Origin of the sequence: Streptomyces caatingaensis (assembly GCF_001187435.1) — a bacterium.
GTDB classification, from domain to species: Bacteria; Actinomycetota; Actinomycetes; order Streptomycetales; family Streptomycetaceae; genus Streptomyces; species Streptomyces caatingaensis.
Genome location: NZ_LFXA01000002.1, coordinates 358,080 through 373,153, shown reverse-complemented (window position 1 = coordinate 373,153; position 15,074 = coordinate 358,080). Strand labels below are relative to the sequence as shown.

Below are 15,074 nucleotides of genomic sequence, written 5' to 3'. Positions count from 1 at the left end.
GGGGCTCCGCAACGCGGCCGCGCCGCTAACGCGGATGCCCCGCAGGCCCCGCCAGCAACGTCCCCGGCTCCGCGGGAGCCACCTCCACGGCCCGCGTCTTCAGGCTCCGCCGCTCCCGCTTCGCGACCCACGTCGCGAACCACGACAGCAGCATGCACATCCCGATGTACACGGGTGAGATGATCATGACGACGGGGATGAACGGCAGCCCGTAGTCCAGATTCCCCGCGATCAGCTTGCCCGCGTGCAGCAGTTCCTCGTACGTGATGAGGAAGCCCAGCGACGTGTCCTTGAGCGCGACGACGAGCTGGCTGATGATCGTCGGCAGCATGGCCCGCACCGCCTGCGGTACCAGGACGTACGTCATGACCTGCGTCTTGTGCAGGCCGAGCGCGTAGGCCGCCTCCCGCTGCCCGCGGTCGACCGAGTCGACGCCGGTGCGGAAGACCTCCGCGAGCACGGACCCGTTGTAGAGCGTGAGGCCGGTGACGAGCGCGGGCAGCGGCTGCACCTTGAGGGCGACGAAGACGAAGAAGATCATCACCAGGACGGGCATGGCCCGGAAGAACTCGACCAGCACGGTCGCCACCCACCGCACGGGCCGGTGGTCCGAGAGCCGGCCGACCGCCAGGACGGTGCCCAGGCCGAGCGAGAGGACCGCCGCGAAGCCGAAGGCGCGCAGCGTGTTGGCGAGGCCGCGGAGCAGCATCTCCTGAATGCCCTTGTAGGCGAAGGGCGTCCACTTCTCCGCGGTGAACTGGCCGGTGTCGAAGAGGAGGTAGAGGGCCCAGCCCACCAGGGCGAGGATGCCGGCGGTGGCCAGGACTCCGTAGAGCCGGTGCCGGCGCCGGGCCAGCGGGCCGGGGACGTCGTACAGGGCGGTGCCGCCGCTCATCGGGCCACTCCCCACCGCTTCTCCAGCACGTTGAAGACCGCGCTGATGGTCAGGGTCACGATCAGGTAGCCGACGGCGATCCAGACGAACGTCCAGATGATGCTGTAGCCCAGCTCGTTGAGCGTCTTGTACGTGCCGAGGAGCTCGGTGACGCTGAACGATCCGGCGATCGCCGAGTTCTTGGCGAGGGCGATGAGCGTGGAGCCGATCGGCGGGATGACGGAGCGGAAGGCCTGCGGCAGCACGATCGCCCCCAGGGTCTGGCCGAAGGTCATGCCGAGGCTGCGGGCGGCCTCCCCCTGCCCGACGGGCACGGTGTTGATGCCCGAGCGGACGGCCTCGCAGATGAAGGCGGAGGTGTAGCAGCCCAGCGCGAGGACCGCGAAGAGCTGGAAGGGCAGGACGACGCCGAACCTCGGCAGCCCGAGCACCACCGCGAAGAACAGCAGCGTGAGCGGGGTGTTGCGCAGCACCGTCACCCAGGCGGTGCCGAAGGCGCGCAGCGAGGCGACGGGCGCGACGCGGAAGGCGGCCATGAGGAAGCCGAGGACGAGGGCCAGCAGCGAGGCGTAGACGGTGAGTTCGACGGTGCCGAGCAGCCCCTCGCCGTAGCGGCCGAGGTTGTCGGTCAGGACGTTCACGCGGACCTCCCGGTGCCGTAGCGGTCGACGGCGGGCGGCTTCGGGGCGGGCACGCCGGAGCGGCCGAGGGTGGCGTCGTACGCCTTCTTCCAGTCGCCGTTCCTCTCGTGCGCCTCGATGGCGTCGTCGAGGGCGAGGCGCAGGGCGGTGTCCCCGCGCGGGACGCCGATGCCGTACGGCTCCTCGGAGAACGGCCTTCCGGCGAGCTTGAGTTCGTCCGGCGCCTTGGCGGCGAAGCCCATGAGGATGGTGTCGTCGGTGGTGACGGCGGCGACCTGGTAGCTGAGGAGGTTGTCGACGCAGATCGAGTACGTGTCGTAGGCGACGGCGACGGCCTTGGGGTAGTCCTTGCGGAGGCGGCGCAGCGGGGTGGAGCCGGCGACGGAGCAGACGCGCTTGCCGGCCAGGTCCTGGGGGCCGTGGATGTCGTCCTCGTCCTTGCGGACGAGCAGCGACTGCCCGGCGATGTAGTACGGCCCGGCGAAGCCAACCTGCTTCTTGCGGAGGTCGTTGATGGTGTAGGTGCCGACGTAGTAGTCGATCTGCCCGTTCTGGAGGGCGGTTTCGCGGTTGGCGGAGGCGATGGTGCGGTAGGCGAGTGTGCCCGGGGCGAAGCCGAGCGAGGCGGACATCATCTTCGCGATCTCGATGTCGAAGCCGGAGTAGACGCCGGTGGCGGGGTCCTTCTCGCCCAGATAGGGCTGGTCCTCCTTGACGCCCACGGTGAGGTGGCCGCGGCTCTTCGCGGCGCGCCAGGTGGGCGAGTCGGGGAGCCGGAAGCCGGTGTCCACGGTGTAGGCGGGCAGGCTCTCGGGCCTGGGGCCCTTGACGGGCGGGCTGCCCTCCTTCCCGCAGGCGGCGGCGAGGAGGGCGACGGCGGCGAGGGTCAGTGCGGCGAGGCGGCGTCCTGTGCGTGGCATGCGTCGTCCCCCCGCTCAGTGCTTGAGGATCTTGGAGAGGAAGTCCTTGGCCCGGTCGCTCTCCGGCGCGGTGAAGAACTCCTCGGGCGTGCGGTCCTCGACGACGCGGCCGTCCGCCATGAAGACCACGCGGTTGGCGGCGGAGCGGGCGAAGCCCATCTCGTGGGTGACGACGACCATCGTCATGCCGTCGCGGGCGAGTTGCTGCATGACCTCCAGCACCTCGTTGATCATCTCGGGGTCGAGGGCCGAGGTCGGCTCGTCGAAGAGCAGGGCCTTGGGCTCCATGGCCAGCGCGCGGGCGATGGCCACGCGCTGCTGCTGGCCGCCGGAGAGCTGCGCGGGGTACTTGTCGGCGTGGGCCAGGAGCCCGACGCGGTCGAGGAGTTCGCGCGAGCGCCGGTCGGCCTCCTCCTTGGGGCGCCGGCGGACCTTGACCGGGGCGAGGGAGACGTTGGCCAGCACGGTCTTGTGCGCGAAGAGGTTGAACGACTGGAAGACCATCCCCACGTCCGCGCGGAGCCGCGCCAGCGCCCTGCCCTCCTCGGGCAGCGGCTGCCCGTCCAGCAGGATCGTTCCGGACTCCACCGGTTCGAGCCGGTTGACGGTGCGGCACAGGGTGGATTTCCCGGAGCCCGAGGGGCCGATGATCACCACCACCTCGCCCCGGCCGACGGCGAGGTCGATGTCCTGCAGGACGTGCAGGTCGCCGTAGTGCTTGTTGACGCCACGCAGTTCGATCAGCGGATCGACGGCCATGCTCAGTCCAACTCACTCTCGCCTGTCCCGTCCCGGCCGGTCGGAGCAACCTATCCACCGCGTACGGGACATCTCCGAAGACACGCGTGCATCAGGCGATTTCACCGACTTTTCCCCCGCCCCTCCCGTCACCCGTCCGGGGCTTCCCCAGGCGGCTTTCCTGGGGGCTTTCCTAGGTACACAGACCCAGCCTGGGTACCTAGCCTGTGGTCCAGATGGGGGAACGCGGGGAAGAGGCGGGGGAAGGAGCCCGGAGTGGGGGACAGCAGGCCCGTATATCTGCGCATCGCCGACGACCTGCGGCGGCGGATCGACGAGGGCTCGCTCGTCGTGGGCGCCCGGATCCCCTCCCGCTCCGAGCTCAAACGCGCCTACGCGGCCAGTGACCAGACCGTCGACCGCGCGGTGCGCGTGCTGAAGGCCGCGGGGTACGCGCAGGGGCAGTTCGGGCGCGGCGTGTTCGTCACCGACCGGGCGCCGCTCGGGACGCTGCTGCGCACCACGGGGGCGGTCGACACGCCGTTCGCGGCGGAGCTCCACCCCGCCCGCGACCCCGGCTGTCCCGGCCGCCGGAACACCGTGCTGACCTGGGAGGCGTCCTCCAGCGAGACCTCCGCCCCCGCCCCGATCGCCGACCGCCTCGGCATCGCGGCCGGCGACGCCGTCCTCCGCACCGAGTACGAATACCTGGCCGACCGCCGCCCCGTACAGCTGGCCACCAGCTGGGAACCCCTCTCCGTCACCGCCGGCACCGACGTCGTCCACCCCGAACGCGGCCCCTACGCCCGGCGCGGCGTCCGCGGCCGCATGGCCGCCATCGGCATCCGCGTCGTCCGGGCCCGCGAACTGGTCGGCTCCCGGCCCGCGACCACCCCCGAGGCGGAGGCCCTCGGCTGCGCGGCGGGACAGTGCGTCACCGTCGTCGAACGCACCCACTTCGACGGCGACGACCGCCCCGTCGAAACCTCCGACATCGTCGTCCGCGCGGACCGCTGGCGTCTGGAGTACGTCATCGCTTTCACGACCTGAGGACTGTGCCCTCGGCCCGCCCCCTGCCCCCTCTCCCAGCGGGCCCCGCTTCTCGCACCGGGCTCCGCCCGGGGCCGCCCTTTGGGGCGGTGCTCTGGTGCGCGGGGCGGGCGGACTTCGGTCCGTTCCGGGGGTACGTCCTCTGGGGGAGCTGGAGGAGGGCGGGCGGCGAAGTCCTGATGAGGGGGTCCAGGGGGCGGAGCCCCGGTGGGGTGCGGGGGCGAAGCCCCGCCCGGCCGCGCACGGCGCGGTGCCGGTCCCCGCGCGCAGCGCGGTTCGGGGTCGAGGGGCGGAGCCCCGGGGGAAACGGTGAAAGGGCGGGGCGGGGGCAGGATCACCCGGCCCCGACGACGAGCCCGCTCAGCACTCCGACAGCTCCGCATACACCTGCGAAAGCTCCGGCGCCCCGTCAACCGCCCACGCCTGCCCCGCCCCCACCACATCCACCTCGCGCCCGCTCGCGAGCCGGACGACCGGCTGGCCGTCGGGCCACAGCTGCCACACCGCCCCCGGCACCGTCCGCACCACCACGGTGCCGAGGTACAGCCCCGCGTCGTTGCCCAGCCAGGACTGGAGCTCCTCGTCGTCGCGCCAGCGCGGCTGGAGCTGGTCGAGGGCCTCCAGGGACGCCGGCCCGTCGTCCAGCGTCACGCCCGCCGACTCGGCCTGGGCGCGCAGGAGTTCGCACTCCGACAGCAGCTCCGTCAGCCCCTCCGCGTCCCGCCGGACCGGCGCCCCGTGCGCCGCGCCGCCGTGCCGCCTGCGCCAACCGCCCAGAAAGGGAATGTTCATACCGGCAAGGATCGCACCCGCACGGAGGGGCCCACCACCGGCACGCGGCGCGAGGACGTGGCCCCCCGGCCTCCTTGACGTTCCCCGCTCGTCTCCTTAGCTTCATCCCGCCACATCCCGCCCTGGGAATCACGGAAGGCATGAGACGCATGCTCCGGACAACGAAGCTCATGGCACCACGGCAGAGCCGGCACAGACGCAACAGACGGTGGCGGGCGGCGGGGGCCGCCGCGGCCGGAGCGCTCTGCGCCGCCGGCCTCGTGCACGCCCCCGCACTCGCCGACCCGGGCCTTCGAGGCAGCGAGCCGCTCCCCCTGGAGCGGCTCTTCGACAATACGGCGGTCAGCGACGACGCCCGCCCCGGCGAAGCGGACTTCGACGGGGCGGGCGGCTCGTTCTCCGCCCAGGACCTCAAGGCCGCCGGCTGGACGCCCGGCCGCGCGCTCACCCTCGACGGCTCCCCGCTGCGCTGGCCGCGGTCGGCCCCCGGCAGGCCGGACAACGTGCGGGCCGCCGGGCAGACGGTCCGGCTGCGCGGCCGCGGCCAGGCGCTCTCCTTCCTCGTGGCCAGCAGCTCCGCCGCCGGCCCGGGCGGCGACGTGAGCGGCACCGGGACCGTCCGCTACCGCGACGGCTCGCACACCGCCTACCGGCTGACCGCCCCGGACTGGCGGCGCGGCCTCCTCAGCACCAAGGCCGTCGCCCTCCCCCACCTCAACACCCCCGCCGGCCGCCGGACGGAGACCACCCGGCTGCACGCCGTGACCGTCCCCGTCGCCCGGGGCCGCGAGGTCGAGTCCGTCGTCCTGCCGCGCGCCCCCCGCGCGTCGGTCCAGCTGCACATCTTCTCCATGGCGCTGCGCGCTCCCTCGAACGGGTGGACCGGCAGCTGGGCCGCTCCCCCGTCCGGGTACGCCGCCGTGGGCCCCTGGACCGACCGCACCCTGCGGCTCGTCGTCCGCAGCTCGGTGGGCGGTCAACGCACCCGGATCCGGCTGGAGAACACCTTCGCCGGACAGCCGGTACGCGTCGGGCACGCGACGGTGGCCCTGCGCGGCAAGGGCGCCGCGACGGCCGGCCGGCCGCGGACGCTGACCTTCGGCGACCGCGAGGACGTCGTCATCCCGGCCGGCGCCCAGCAGTTCAGCGATCCGCTGGGCTTCCGGGTGCCCCCCGACACCAGCCTGCTGGTCTCCCTCCATCTCCCGGGCACCGTACGGGCGTTGCCGGTGCACTACTACACCAACCAGCACTCGTACCTCACCCAGGACGAGGAGGGCGACCGGACCGAGGACCGGGACGCGGGCGCCTTCACGGAGTCGCTCACGAGCTGGCCGCTGCTCACCGGCATCGACGTGAGCGGCGGCACGGGCTCGGTCGTGGCCCTCGGCGACTCGATCACCGACGGGGAGCGGTCCAAGCCGGACGCCGACGGCCGCTGGCCCGACCTGCTGGCCCGCCGGCTGCGCGCCCAGAGCGCGGTCCCGGCGTACGGCGTGCTCAACAGCGGGATCTCCGGCAACCGCGTCGTGGACGACCGCTACCCGGGCAACGGCACCAGCTCCACCCTCAGCGGGGTGAGCGCCGGACACCGGCTGGAGCGCGACGTCCTGGCGCAGACCTCGGTCCGTACCGTCGTCGTCTTCGAGGGCGTCAACGACATCCGCGCCGGCACCACCGCCGCCCAGGTCATCGCCGCCCTGCGGTCCATCGCCGAGCGGGCGCACGAGCGCGGGGTGCGCGTCGTCGCGGCGACGATCGCACCGTGCGGCGGCTACTGGGACTGCACGGCGACGGCGGAGGCCCAGCGCGCGGCGATCAACCGGCACATCCGGGAGAACGGCGGGCTCTACGACGCGGTCTTCGACTTCGACCGCGCCGTCCGCGACCCCGCCCGGCCGGAGCGGATGCTGCCGCGCTTCGACGGCGGCGACCACCTGCACCCCAACGACGCGGGCATGAAGGCCTTCGCCGACACGGTCGACCTGCGGCGGCTGTGAGCCGCCGCGCGCCGGCCGCCCGGCCCGTCAGACGTCGAGGTCGACGACCACCGGCGCGTGGTCGGAGGCGCCCTTGCCCTTGCGCTCCTCCCGGTCGACGTAGGCGTCCTTGACGGCCGCGGCGAACGGGGCGTTGCCGTAGACGAGATCGATGCGCATGCCCCGGTTCTTCGGGAAGCACAGCTGGCGGTAGTCCCAGTAGGTGTACGGGCGGTCGTACTTGAGCGGGCGGGGGACGACGTCCGTCAGGCCCGTGTCGCGCAGGGCGGCGAGGGCGGCGCGCTCGGCCGGGGTCACGTGCGTGGCGCCCTCGAAGACGGCCGGGTCGTAGACGTCCTCGTCGGTCGGGGCGACGTTGTAGTCGCCGAGGACGGCGAAGGGGCGGCCGTCGGCGGCGTCGGCCGCGACGGCGTCGCGCAGGGCCTCGAACCAGCGGAGCTTGTAGCCGTAGTGGTCGTGCTCCACGTCCCGCCCGTTGGGCACGTAGACCGACCAGACCCGGGCCGGCCCGCACGTCGCCGAGATCGCGCGGGGCTCCTGGGCGCCCTCGTACTCCGGGCCGCCGGGCAGGCCCGGGACCACGTCCGCCAGGCCGGCGCGGGAGAGGATCGCCACCCCGTTCCACCGGCCGGTGGCGTGGACCGCCGCCTCGTAGCCGAGGGCGCGGACCTCCTCGTAGGGGAAGGCGTCCTCGGCGCACTTCACCTCCTGGAGGCAGAGCACGTCCGGAGCACTGCCCTCCAGCCAGGCCAGCAGGCGGGGGAGGCGGGCGGTGATCGAGTTCACGTTCCAGGTGGCGATGCGCATGCGGCCACCCTAACGGCCGGGTCCGACAGTCAGTCCCGGAGCGGCAGCTCCACGCTCTCCCCCGCCGCCAGGCGGGAGTGCTCCGCGCCCCCGACGCCCGGCCCGGCCGGGCCCAGCATCCGGTCGTACACCGGCCTGGCCAGGTCGGTCAGCAGCGCGTCGTGGATGTCGATCGCCCGGCGCGGGGCCACCTCGCGGAGGTAGTCGATGACGTCGGCGACCCTGTTCCAGGGCGCCATCACCGGCACCATCAGCGTGTCCACGGGACGGCCGGGGACGGTGAGGGCGTCGCCCGGGTGGAAGACCGTCCCGTCCACGAAGTAGCCGACGTTGGTGATCCGTTCGATGTCCGGGTGGATCACGGCGTGCAGCTGCCCGTGCACCTGCACGTCGAACCCGGCGGCCGTGAACGCGTCGCCCTCCCCGACCGTGTGCACCCGGCCCGGGAAGGCGGCCGCGACCTGCTCCGCGACGCTGCGCAGCGTCCACAGCTCGACCGCCGGGTCGGCCTCCAGGGCGCGCCGCAGCCGGCCCTCGTCGAAGTGGTCCGGGTGCTCGTGGGTGACGAGCAGCGCGTCCGCGCCGGCGACCGCCTCCTCCTCGGTGAACCCTCCGGGGTCGATGACGAGGCTGCGGCCGTCCTTCTGCAGGCGGACGCAGGCGTGGCCGTGCTTGGTGAGCTTCATGATCCCCATGGGTCCATGGTGCTACGGCCGCCGCTCGGGCGCACCGTCCTCCGCCGCGACGTGCGCCGTCACCTCGGGCCGCACGGCCGCGAACGCCGCCCGCGCGGCGGGCAGCCCCGCGTACAGCGCGGCGTGCTGGAGCGTCTCCTTGATCTCCTCCGGGCTCACCCCGAGCCGCAGCGCGGCCCGCGCGTGCGCGGCCAGCTCGTCGAGGTGCCCGCCGACGGTCAGCGCGGTCAGCGTCAGCAACGACCGCGTCCGCAGGTCGAGCCCCGGCCGCGACCAGGTCTCCCCCCACGTCGCCCGGTTCGCGAACTCCTCGAAGTCCCGGCTGAACGGGTCCGCGGCGGCCTCCGCCTCGGCCCGGTCGACGTGGGAGTCGCCGAGGACGCGACGGCGCAGGGAGGCTGCCTGCTCGTGGGGGTCGGCGGCGGGCGCCGCGCCGTCCGTCGCGGTGTGCGGACCGGCATGGGAGCCCGCGTCCGGCCCGGCGGGGACGGACCGCTCGCCGGCGCCCGCCGCCCGGGCGGCCCCGTACGGCTCCCCGGGGTGGTCCACCGGCGGCGGCAGGTGCGAAGTGCCGCTCGGGGAGATGCCGCTCGGGGAAGTGCCTCCCGGAGAAGTACCGCTCGGGGAAGGCCCGTTCGTCACCGACGTCGCGGCGCCCGGGGCCGAAGGAGCCCCCGGCGTGGGGGACTTGGGCTCGGCGCCCGCCGGCAGCGAGGCGCCGGAGTCGGTGTCCGCGGCCGGTGCGGCGGGGGGCGGACCGGCGGCCGGGGTCCGGGGAAGGATGGCGGTGGCCACGTCCTGGAGGGGCGCCGGCTCGGCCGGGACGGCCGGGGCCCGGCCGTCCGCCGGCCCGTTCACGCGGCCCGTGCCGGGCCAGTCGTCGTCCGTGCGGGCCGCCCGGCGGGACGCGCCGGCCCGGGGGCCGGGCACGGCGCCGCCGTACGCACCCGGGCCGGGCACCGCGGGCGGAGTGGCGGCAGCGGCCTCGGCACCGCCGAGGTGCGGCACTCCCGCCGGCGGCGTGTCCCCCGGCCCCCGGCCCGGGGCGCCCGCGAGGGGCCCTTCGGGACCGGCGAACGCCGCCGGAGCGGGGCGGAAGGGCTCCGCGCCGGGCGCGTTCGCCGTCGGACCGGCGCCGAAGGAGTCGCCCGCCGGGCCGGGGAACGGACCGGCGGCCGGCCCCGGCGGCGGCCCGAAGGCACCCAGCGGCGCGGCGGCGTCGGCGGCGTCCACGGGCGCCGGCTGCGGCAGCGGACCGGGCGCACCGGCGCGCCGCGCCGCGCCCGGCTGCCGCCAGGTGCCCGTGAAGTGCCCGACCAGCAGGTCCGTCACGGCGCCGGGCTGCTCGACGGGAGCGAGGTGCCGGGTGCCCGGCACGACCGCGAGCCGCGCGTCGTGGATGCCGGCGACCAGGACCCGCGCGTCGGCCGGCGTCGTGACCTGGTCCTCGGCGCCGACGAGGACCAGTGTGGGCACGTCGACGCGGCCGAGCCCCGGCCGGGCGTCGAAGGCGGCGAGCGCCTCGCAGGCGGCGGAGTAACAGGGGACGTCGGTGGTACGGACCATCTGGACGGCCCAGTCGACGATCGCGGGCTGGGCCGCCGCGAAGCCGGGCGTGAACCAGTGCTCGGGCGCGGTGCGCGCGGCCGGGCCGAGCCCGTGGGAGCGGGCCTCGGAGGCCCGTACGCCCCAGCTCTCGGCCGTGCCGAAGCGGGCCGCCGCGCCGACGAAGGCCAGCGAGGCGAGCCGGTGCGGATGGCGCAGCGCCAGGTCGGCACCCACGGCGCCGCCGACGCAGCAGCCCGCGTAACCGAACTCCTCGACGCCCAGCCCGTCGAGGGTGGCGAGGAGCCGGTCGGCGAGGTCCCCGACGGTGGCGGCGGGGACGGCGGGCGCCCCGCCGTGCCCGGGGAGGTCGAAGCGCAGGACGCGCCAGGTGCGGGTGAGCTCCGGGATCTGCCGGTCCCACATGTGCCATGTGGTACCCAGCGCCGGCCCCAGAACCAGGACTGGGGCGCCTTCTGGCCCGTCAGAGCGGTATTGCAGGGTGTTCACCGGTGTCTCACTCACCCGCCAGACCCTCTCATCTGTCACGAGAAGTCACATCGCCGGGGTCTGCTGGCCATGCGGCTCGGCAAGCCGCCCGGCTGGTGGAGCGCGCGGCTCACGCTCGCCCCTCCACCGCAACCCCGTGCAGGCCATCCCATGTGGTGGCGGCTCCGCGGAGGTCCTCTACGTCCGGCTTGACGTACCACCTCTTGGTCGTCTTGACGTTCGTATGCCCGGCCCATCGCGCGAGGATGTGGTCCGGCACGCCGTTGTTGGCCAGGTAGGTGAAGCACGACGAGCGTGCGTCGTAGAGCCTGACGCGACGGAGGCCAAGGAGCTCCATGAGCCGGTACGCGCGCCGACGAAGTTGCTTGATCGTGAAAGCCTCTCCCGACTCATGGACCAGCACGTAGCCGGACGCCACGTATGCCTCCCCCAGAGCGAGCCTCTCCTCGGCTTGGAGAGCCCTGAACGCCTTGAGGGCGGCTAGCACCAGAGCAGGCAGCGGCAAGTCCCGCTCGCCCGCAAGAGACTTGGTGTCCTTCTCCACCACATGCCGGTTGCCCATCATCGTGCGCGTGTTGGCGATGACAATCGTGGCGTTTTCCAAGTCAACGTCTTCCCAACGAAGGCCGCAGACTTCAGCTGGACGGAGCCCCATCAGCGAAAGCAGAAGCGCAGCGTAGAGACGTTCCCCACTAATGCCATGGATGAATTTCTGAACCTCCTGGACATTCCATGGCTGCACCTCTTCTTTGTTCTTCCGCTCCGCTTTGCGCGCCCTGCGGGGGATGGTGACGTGGGCAGCGACATTGACGTACACCAACCGCCGGGTAACGGCCCTCCCCAGAGCTTCCTTCAGCCGAGCGAGGCTCATATCCACACTCGTGACACTAAGTGGCGTCCCTGCTCTTTTGCCGCGCATACGACCATGAGCCAGGGCCCAGTCCCTCCACTCCACCACATGCTCTTCAGTAAGATCCTGGAGGGGGATCTTGCCAAGTCTCCTCCGAACTCGATCCAGGGTAACCGTGTAGTTGTAGATGGTGGTTTCTTCGAGATCATCGGCTTTCATGGCCAGCCATCGGTCGAGCCACTCGTTCACGGTGATCTTGTTGGGCGGAACGAATGAGCCCTCGTTCCGCCGGTTAGATATGTTCGCGTACTCAGCCTTCGCCTCCTTCAACGAATCGAAGGTGCGCCTCAACTGCTTACGCTTCCCAGATTCGGGGTCGACTCCTACGTCGACAACAAACTGGTACCTGACCTTCCCCTTCGAGTTCGGCGGAAGTTTCTTGATCGGATCGGACAGAATACTCACTCTCCTCGAATGCGTGGAAATTCCTGCACTACGCCGCCTTCGCCAATGAGAGGCTAGGCGAATGGGCTACACCGTCCGCTAGGGCTCCACCGCCAAGCACAGCCGAAGACGAACAACACCGATGGTCCGCAAGATCCCCGGTTTCGCTAACCGGGGATCACCTGCTATGCATCGCCCAGCGGGACGTGCTTCCGGCCTTCGGGAACGATTTCGCGGCCGTCAGGACGCCAGTCGGCAGGACCGCAGCGCTGAAGCCGAGCCGCCAGTGACGAGCACAAGCAGCCCGTCGTCGGTGAGGCGGTCGAGGTTTCGCGCGACGACACGCTCGGGGGCTCTGACGGCTCGGGCCACATGGCGAGTCACCGCTCCAGGGTGCGCCGCGACGTGCGCCAGAACCACGCAATCACGGCGGTATCCGCGTTGCAGCAGACCCTCGCCGAATAGCCCGGCCGCACAGAGGCACAGACATAGGGCCGCGGACAAGGAGCCGTAGTCCTCTGCCCGGGGCTGTCCACGCGTTCATGGCTCCCAAGCGCCAGGACGGGGGCGGCGAAGCGGGCGGATCGGATAGCGGCGTTCGACAGGTGGACCTCCGTGGGGTCGGGCGCTCGGAGGCGCGGTCGAGGGCAGGGGTGCGGGCTCTCGCAGGGCTGACCTGCGATTTTCCGGACACCCGTACGTTGACATGGGTGGCGAGCAGGTCTCCAGTCTGTTCGGGCCGATCACCGTCTGCCGTAGGCGAACTGAACCCACGGCTCGCGGAGGCCGGCGCCACGTTGTTGGTGGATGCGCCACAGGTGCGGGTGGATGCGGGGGCTTTGGTGAACGCCGTGGATGCGTTCGCGCCGCGCCACCGGGTGCACCACCGGCCGCCGATGCCTAAGAAGTCGCCGGAGCGGGACCCGTTTGGCGCGGTGGTCGAGCGAGGGTGCGGGAGCGGGCACGTCGCGAACGGGCTGCCGATCGCATGCTCCTGGAGCGCGACCGCGTCGAGGTGACTGAGGAGTTGCGGATGTCGCGGTGGCCTCGGGCCGTCCGGCTCCTGACGGATCTGATCATGCTGGATGCCGACCCCCACGCTCCGTACCATCTGGAGATCGGCTCCGAACTGATCATCGACCGTGAGGCGTGGGTGACCTCCCTGCATCCGGTCACGGTCCACCGCACGGAGCGTCCTGCGGCCACCGCGCCGGAGGACTTGGTGGCAAGCGAGCACGGTGATGAAGAACCCTGATGTGCCCCTGACCCTGGCCGCCGCCCGAGCCGGTGGCGCACTCGCCCCTGGGAGCCTGCCGCCCGGGCTGCTGGCCGAGGCCGATGAGAAGGCCCGGATCGCAGGACGCAGCCTCGTCGAATGCGACTGCCCGCAGCCCACCCTGTCCAGTTCGGGCGGCCGCCCGGGCCCACTGGGCCGTGCGCTCGCGCTGGGCTGGTCACAGGCGCCGACGCCCGAGGACCTGGGCACCTATCCCGTCGCCCGACTCACCCCCACCCAGATGATCACCTTCGCTCTGTGCCTGGCCCGGGCGTGGCCCGACCTGAACTGGCCCCCTACCCTGGCCGCTCGTTCGCGCGCGCCGACATCTTGGACGCCGCCGGGGACATCGGACTGGACGTGAAGTTCACCAAAGCCGCCCTCGACGGAGAGCTGCTGTTGCTGTTGCTGTTGCTGTTACTGTTACTGATCGTCCGCGAGGGACAGCGGCTGCGGCTTGGGCCGGCGGTGGCCGCGCTGCCCGCCACCTTCGCCGAAACCATGCGGCGCTTCCACGACCAGCTCCCGGGCGCGGGCCAAGCCCCGCCTATGCAGCAGGACGACGATGAGTGACATACCGCTCTCCGACATCGACGGGGCCCACGTCCAGTCCGCCCTCGTGGCCTTGGAGACCGCCGACGGGCTGGTGCCCGGCGAGGCGTTTCCCGCAACCTCATCTGAACTAAGCGGATGACGCGAAGTCAACCGCTGATCCTCTCTTCTGGCCGCTTCACGGCCATCAAGCCTGACCATCACGAGATCAGCACCAGACTTCGTCGGGCTCGCACAGCCAGCGGATGGCGTGTTCCATCGCAGTTCGCAGATCTTCATCGCCCCCGGTCTCAGGGCTCCATGCAGCGAAGAAGAGCGGTGGATCGATTGTGAGCCCCGTAGCTGAGGGCACTCGCTCAGATTCTGGGCGCCGCAAACGACGGCCACAACGGGGTCGAAGGCGTCTTTACCCCGGGCGAAGAGTCTGTCCAGACGGCTGGAGGGATGAACCAGAGCAACATCAATGTTGCGTCCCATAGTCAGCCATACCGTCATGTCCACCGGCATGGAGTCGCGACGCACCTCGGTGATTCCGGCAATGCTGCTGAATAGCATGTGCAGGCGCACGCTCAAGAGGTGGCGGTAGAACTCGGCCTTCTCCGGCCAGGAAGCCCACGTGTTTTCGCCTTCAATGTTCCAAGCGAGTAGCCTCTGAAGACCGTGGAGCTCGGATGATGGCCGTGCAAACGGCTGGATCGCCACAACGGACTGTGCGCTCAGCTCCTGAGTAACAGGCACGTGGATCTTCCACCCCTTGCCCGTCGAAATCGCAGTCTGCCTGCTGACGTGCTGCCAGTAGACTTTCTGAGTTCCAGGGTTGTAGAGCATCACAAGTACTGGCAGTGAATGCCCCAGCCAGTACTCCATGTGCGCCGTGTCGCCGACGAACCACCAGCCATCTTCGGTAGGTGACGCGAAATAGCTCAACCCTGCCTTGATCTGCACAGCAAGGAGTTGGCCTGTCGCCTTTGAGGTGATGCTGTCCACAACCTCCAAGTGTGCGTCGATGCCCACATCGACAGTCGGCTGCTCCCTGAAGACCCAACCAAGCTCGCGGGTGACGAGATGGCTAATCCAGGTCACTCCCTCTCGCTCAAGTTGCTGTGACTGCCGAACCTGCACGACCGCAACGCCCCCTGCCGTAGTGGAGAGTATGAGCACACCGCATCAGCATCGTACGGCGCAGAGGTTCCAGAGCCAGCGACGCCGTCGCGTTCGTCCTTGCATCTGCCGACCTCGCAGCCAACAAAGAGTCACAGGATCAGCAGAGAACTTTGCCGGGTACGCTTAGATGTCGCAGATCACCATCCAGCGCGACCGGTGGGCGGGCTGCTTCGTACGCAGCGCCCCCAATACATC

General features: G+C 71.5%; 13 protein-coding genes and 2 pseudogenes. 4 read left to right on the top strand and 11 right to left on the bottom strand.

Going from position 1 to position 15,074, the window contains the following annotated elements; translation table 11 throughout:
* Nucleotides 1–25: 25 nt before the first annotated feature.
* Genes AC230_RS02415 through AC230_RS02400 form a run of 4 tightly spaced genes read right to left on the bottom strand, consistent with a single transcriptional unit; the run spans nucleotide 26 to nucleotide 3,215 of the window.
* Entirely contained in the window at nucleotides 26–895 is an 870-nt protein-coding gene (locus AC230_RS02415; protein ID WP_049714245.1) for an amino acid ABC transporter permease, read from the bottom strand.
* Nucleotides 892–1,536 carry an amino acid ABC transporter permease gene (locus tag AC230_RS02410; protein WP_049714244.1) on the bottom strand — a complete coding sequence of 215 codons (645 nt, stop codon included), beginning with the start codon at nucleotides 1,534–1,536 and terminating at the stop codon, nucleotides 892–894. The genes AC230_RS02415 and AC230_RS02410 overlap by 4 nt, the downstream gene beginning before the upstream one ends.
* Nucleotides 1,533–2,456 carry a glutamate ABC transporter substrate-binding protein gene (locus AC230_RS02405; RefSeq protein ID WP_049714243.1) on the bottom strand — a complete coding sequence of 308 codons (924 nt, stop codon included), beginning with the start codon at nucleotides 2,454–2,456 and terminating at the stop codon, nucleotides 1,533–1,535. The genes AC230_RS02410 and AC230_RS02405 overlap by 4 nt, the downstream gene beginning before the upstream one ends.
* Nucleotides 2,457–2,471: 15 nt before the next feature.
* A complete protein-coding gene (locus AC230_RS02400; protein WP_049714242.1) occupies nucleotides 2,472–3,215 on the bottom strand; it encodes an amino acid ABC transporter ATP-binding protein in 744 nt (247 codons plus the stop codon).
* Between the two features lie 255 nt (nucleotides 3,216–3,470).
* Here AC230_RS02400 and AC230_RS02395 point away from each other — a divergent pair, with 255 nt between their 5' ends.
* Entirely contained in the window at nucleotides 3,471–4,244 is a 774-nt protein-coding gene (locus AC230_RS02395; RefSeq protein WP_049714241.1) for a GntR family transcriptional regulator, read from the top strand.
* A gap of 360 nt (nucleotides 4,245–4,604) precedes the next feature.
* Here the strand turns inward: AC230_RS02395 and AC230_RS02390 are convergent, their stop codons facing one another.
* Entirely contained in the window at nucleotides 4,605–5,036 is a 432-nt protein-coding gene (locus AC230_RS02390) for a DUF6278 family protein (RefSeq protein ID WP_049714240.1), read from the bottom strand.
* A 170-nt stretch (nucleotides 5,037–5,206) separates the two neighbouring features.
* Here AC230_RS02390 and AC230_RS02385 point away from each other — a divergent pair, with 170 nt between their 5' ends.
* Entirely contained in the window at nucleotides 5,207–7,036 is a 1,830-nt protein-coding gene (locus AC230_RS02385) for an SGNH/GDSL hydrolase family protein (protein ID WP_107082039.1), read from the top strand.
* A 27-nt stretch (nucleotides 7,037–7,063) separates the two neighbouring features.
* Here AC230_RS02385 and AC230_RS02380 read toward each other — a convergent pair whose 3' ends face one another.
* The 5 genes and pseudogenes from AC230_RS02380 to AC230_RS02365 all read right to left on the bottom strand — a co-directional run bounded on the left by AC230_RS02380 (nucleotide 7,064) and on the right by AC230_RS02365 (nucleotide 11,908).
* Nucleotides 7,064–7,843, bottom strand: a complete 780-nt coding sequence (locus AC230_RS02380) for an exodeoxyribonuclease III (protein WP_049714238.1) — start codon at nucleotides 7,841–7,843, stop codon at nucleotides 7,064–7,066.
* A gap of 29 nt (nucleotides 7,844–7,872) precedes the next feature.
* On the bottom strand, nucleotides 7,873–8,529 hold the full coding sequence (locus tag AC230_RS02375; protein WP_049714956.1) for an MBL fold metallo-hydrolase: 657 nt from the start codon (nucleotides 8,527–8,529) through the stop codon (nucleotides 7,873–7,875).
* Nucleotides 8,530–8,550: 21 nt separating this feature from the next.
* Nucleotides 8,551–8,844, bottom strand: a pseudogene (locus AC230_RS33340) (carboxymuconolactone decarboxylase family protein); the annotation flags it as partial.
* Nucleotides 8,845–9,696: 852 nt separating this feature from the next.
* Nucleotides 9,697–10,608: pseudogene (locus AC230_RS02370) on the bottom strand (alpha/beta fold hydrolase); the annotation flags it as partial.
* A 94-nt stretch (nucleotides 10,609–10,702) separates the two neighbouring features.
* Nucleotides 10,703–11,908: a tyrosine-type recombinase/integrase gene (locus AC230_RS02365; protein WP_241833045.1), complete on the bottom strand. Its 1,206-nt coding sequence runs from the start codon at nucleotides 11,906–11,908 to the stop codon at nucleotides 10,703–10,705.
* A 1,012-nt stretch (nucleotides 11,909–12,920) separates the two neighbouring features.
* On the opposite strand from AC230_RS02365, the gene AC230_RS02360 reads away from it, so the two are divergent.
* Entirely contained in the window at nucleotides 12,921–13,142 is a 222-nt protein-coding gene (locus tag AC230_RS02360) for a hypothetical protein (RefSeq protein ID WP_157868488.1), read from the top strand.
* Nucleotides 13,129–13,527, top strand: coding sequence for a hypothetical protein (locus tag AC230_RS30630; RefSeq protein ID WP_157868487.1), 399 nt, complete (start codon nucleotides 13,129–13,131; stop codon nucleotides 13,525–13,527). Before AC230_RS02360 ends, AC230_RS30630 begins: the two co-directional genes overlap by 14 nt.
* Before the next feature lie 59 nt (nucleotides 13,528–13,586).
* Here the strand turns inward: AC230_RS30630 and AC230_RS30625 are convergent, their stop codons facing one another.
* Nucleotides 13,587–14,798: a DUF4365 domain-containing protein gene (locus AC230_RS30625; protein WP_157868486.1), complete on the bottom strand. Its 1,212-nt coding sequence runs from the start codon at nucleotides 14,796–14,798 to the stop codon at nucleotides 13,587–13,589.
* Nucleotides 14,799–15,074 lie beyond the last annotated feature (276 nt).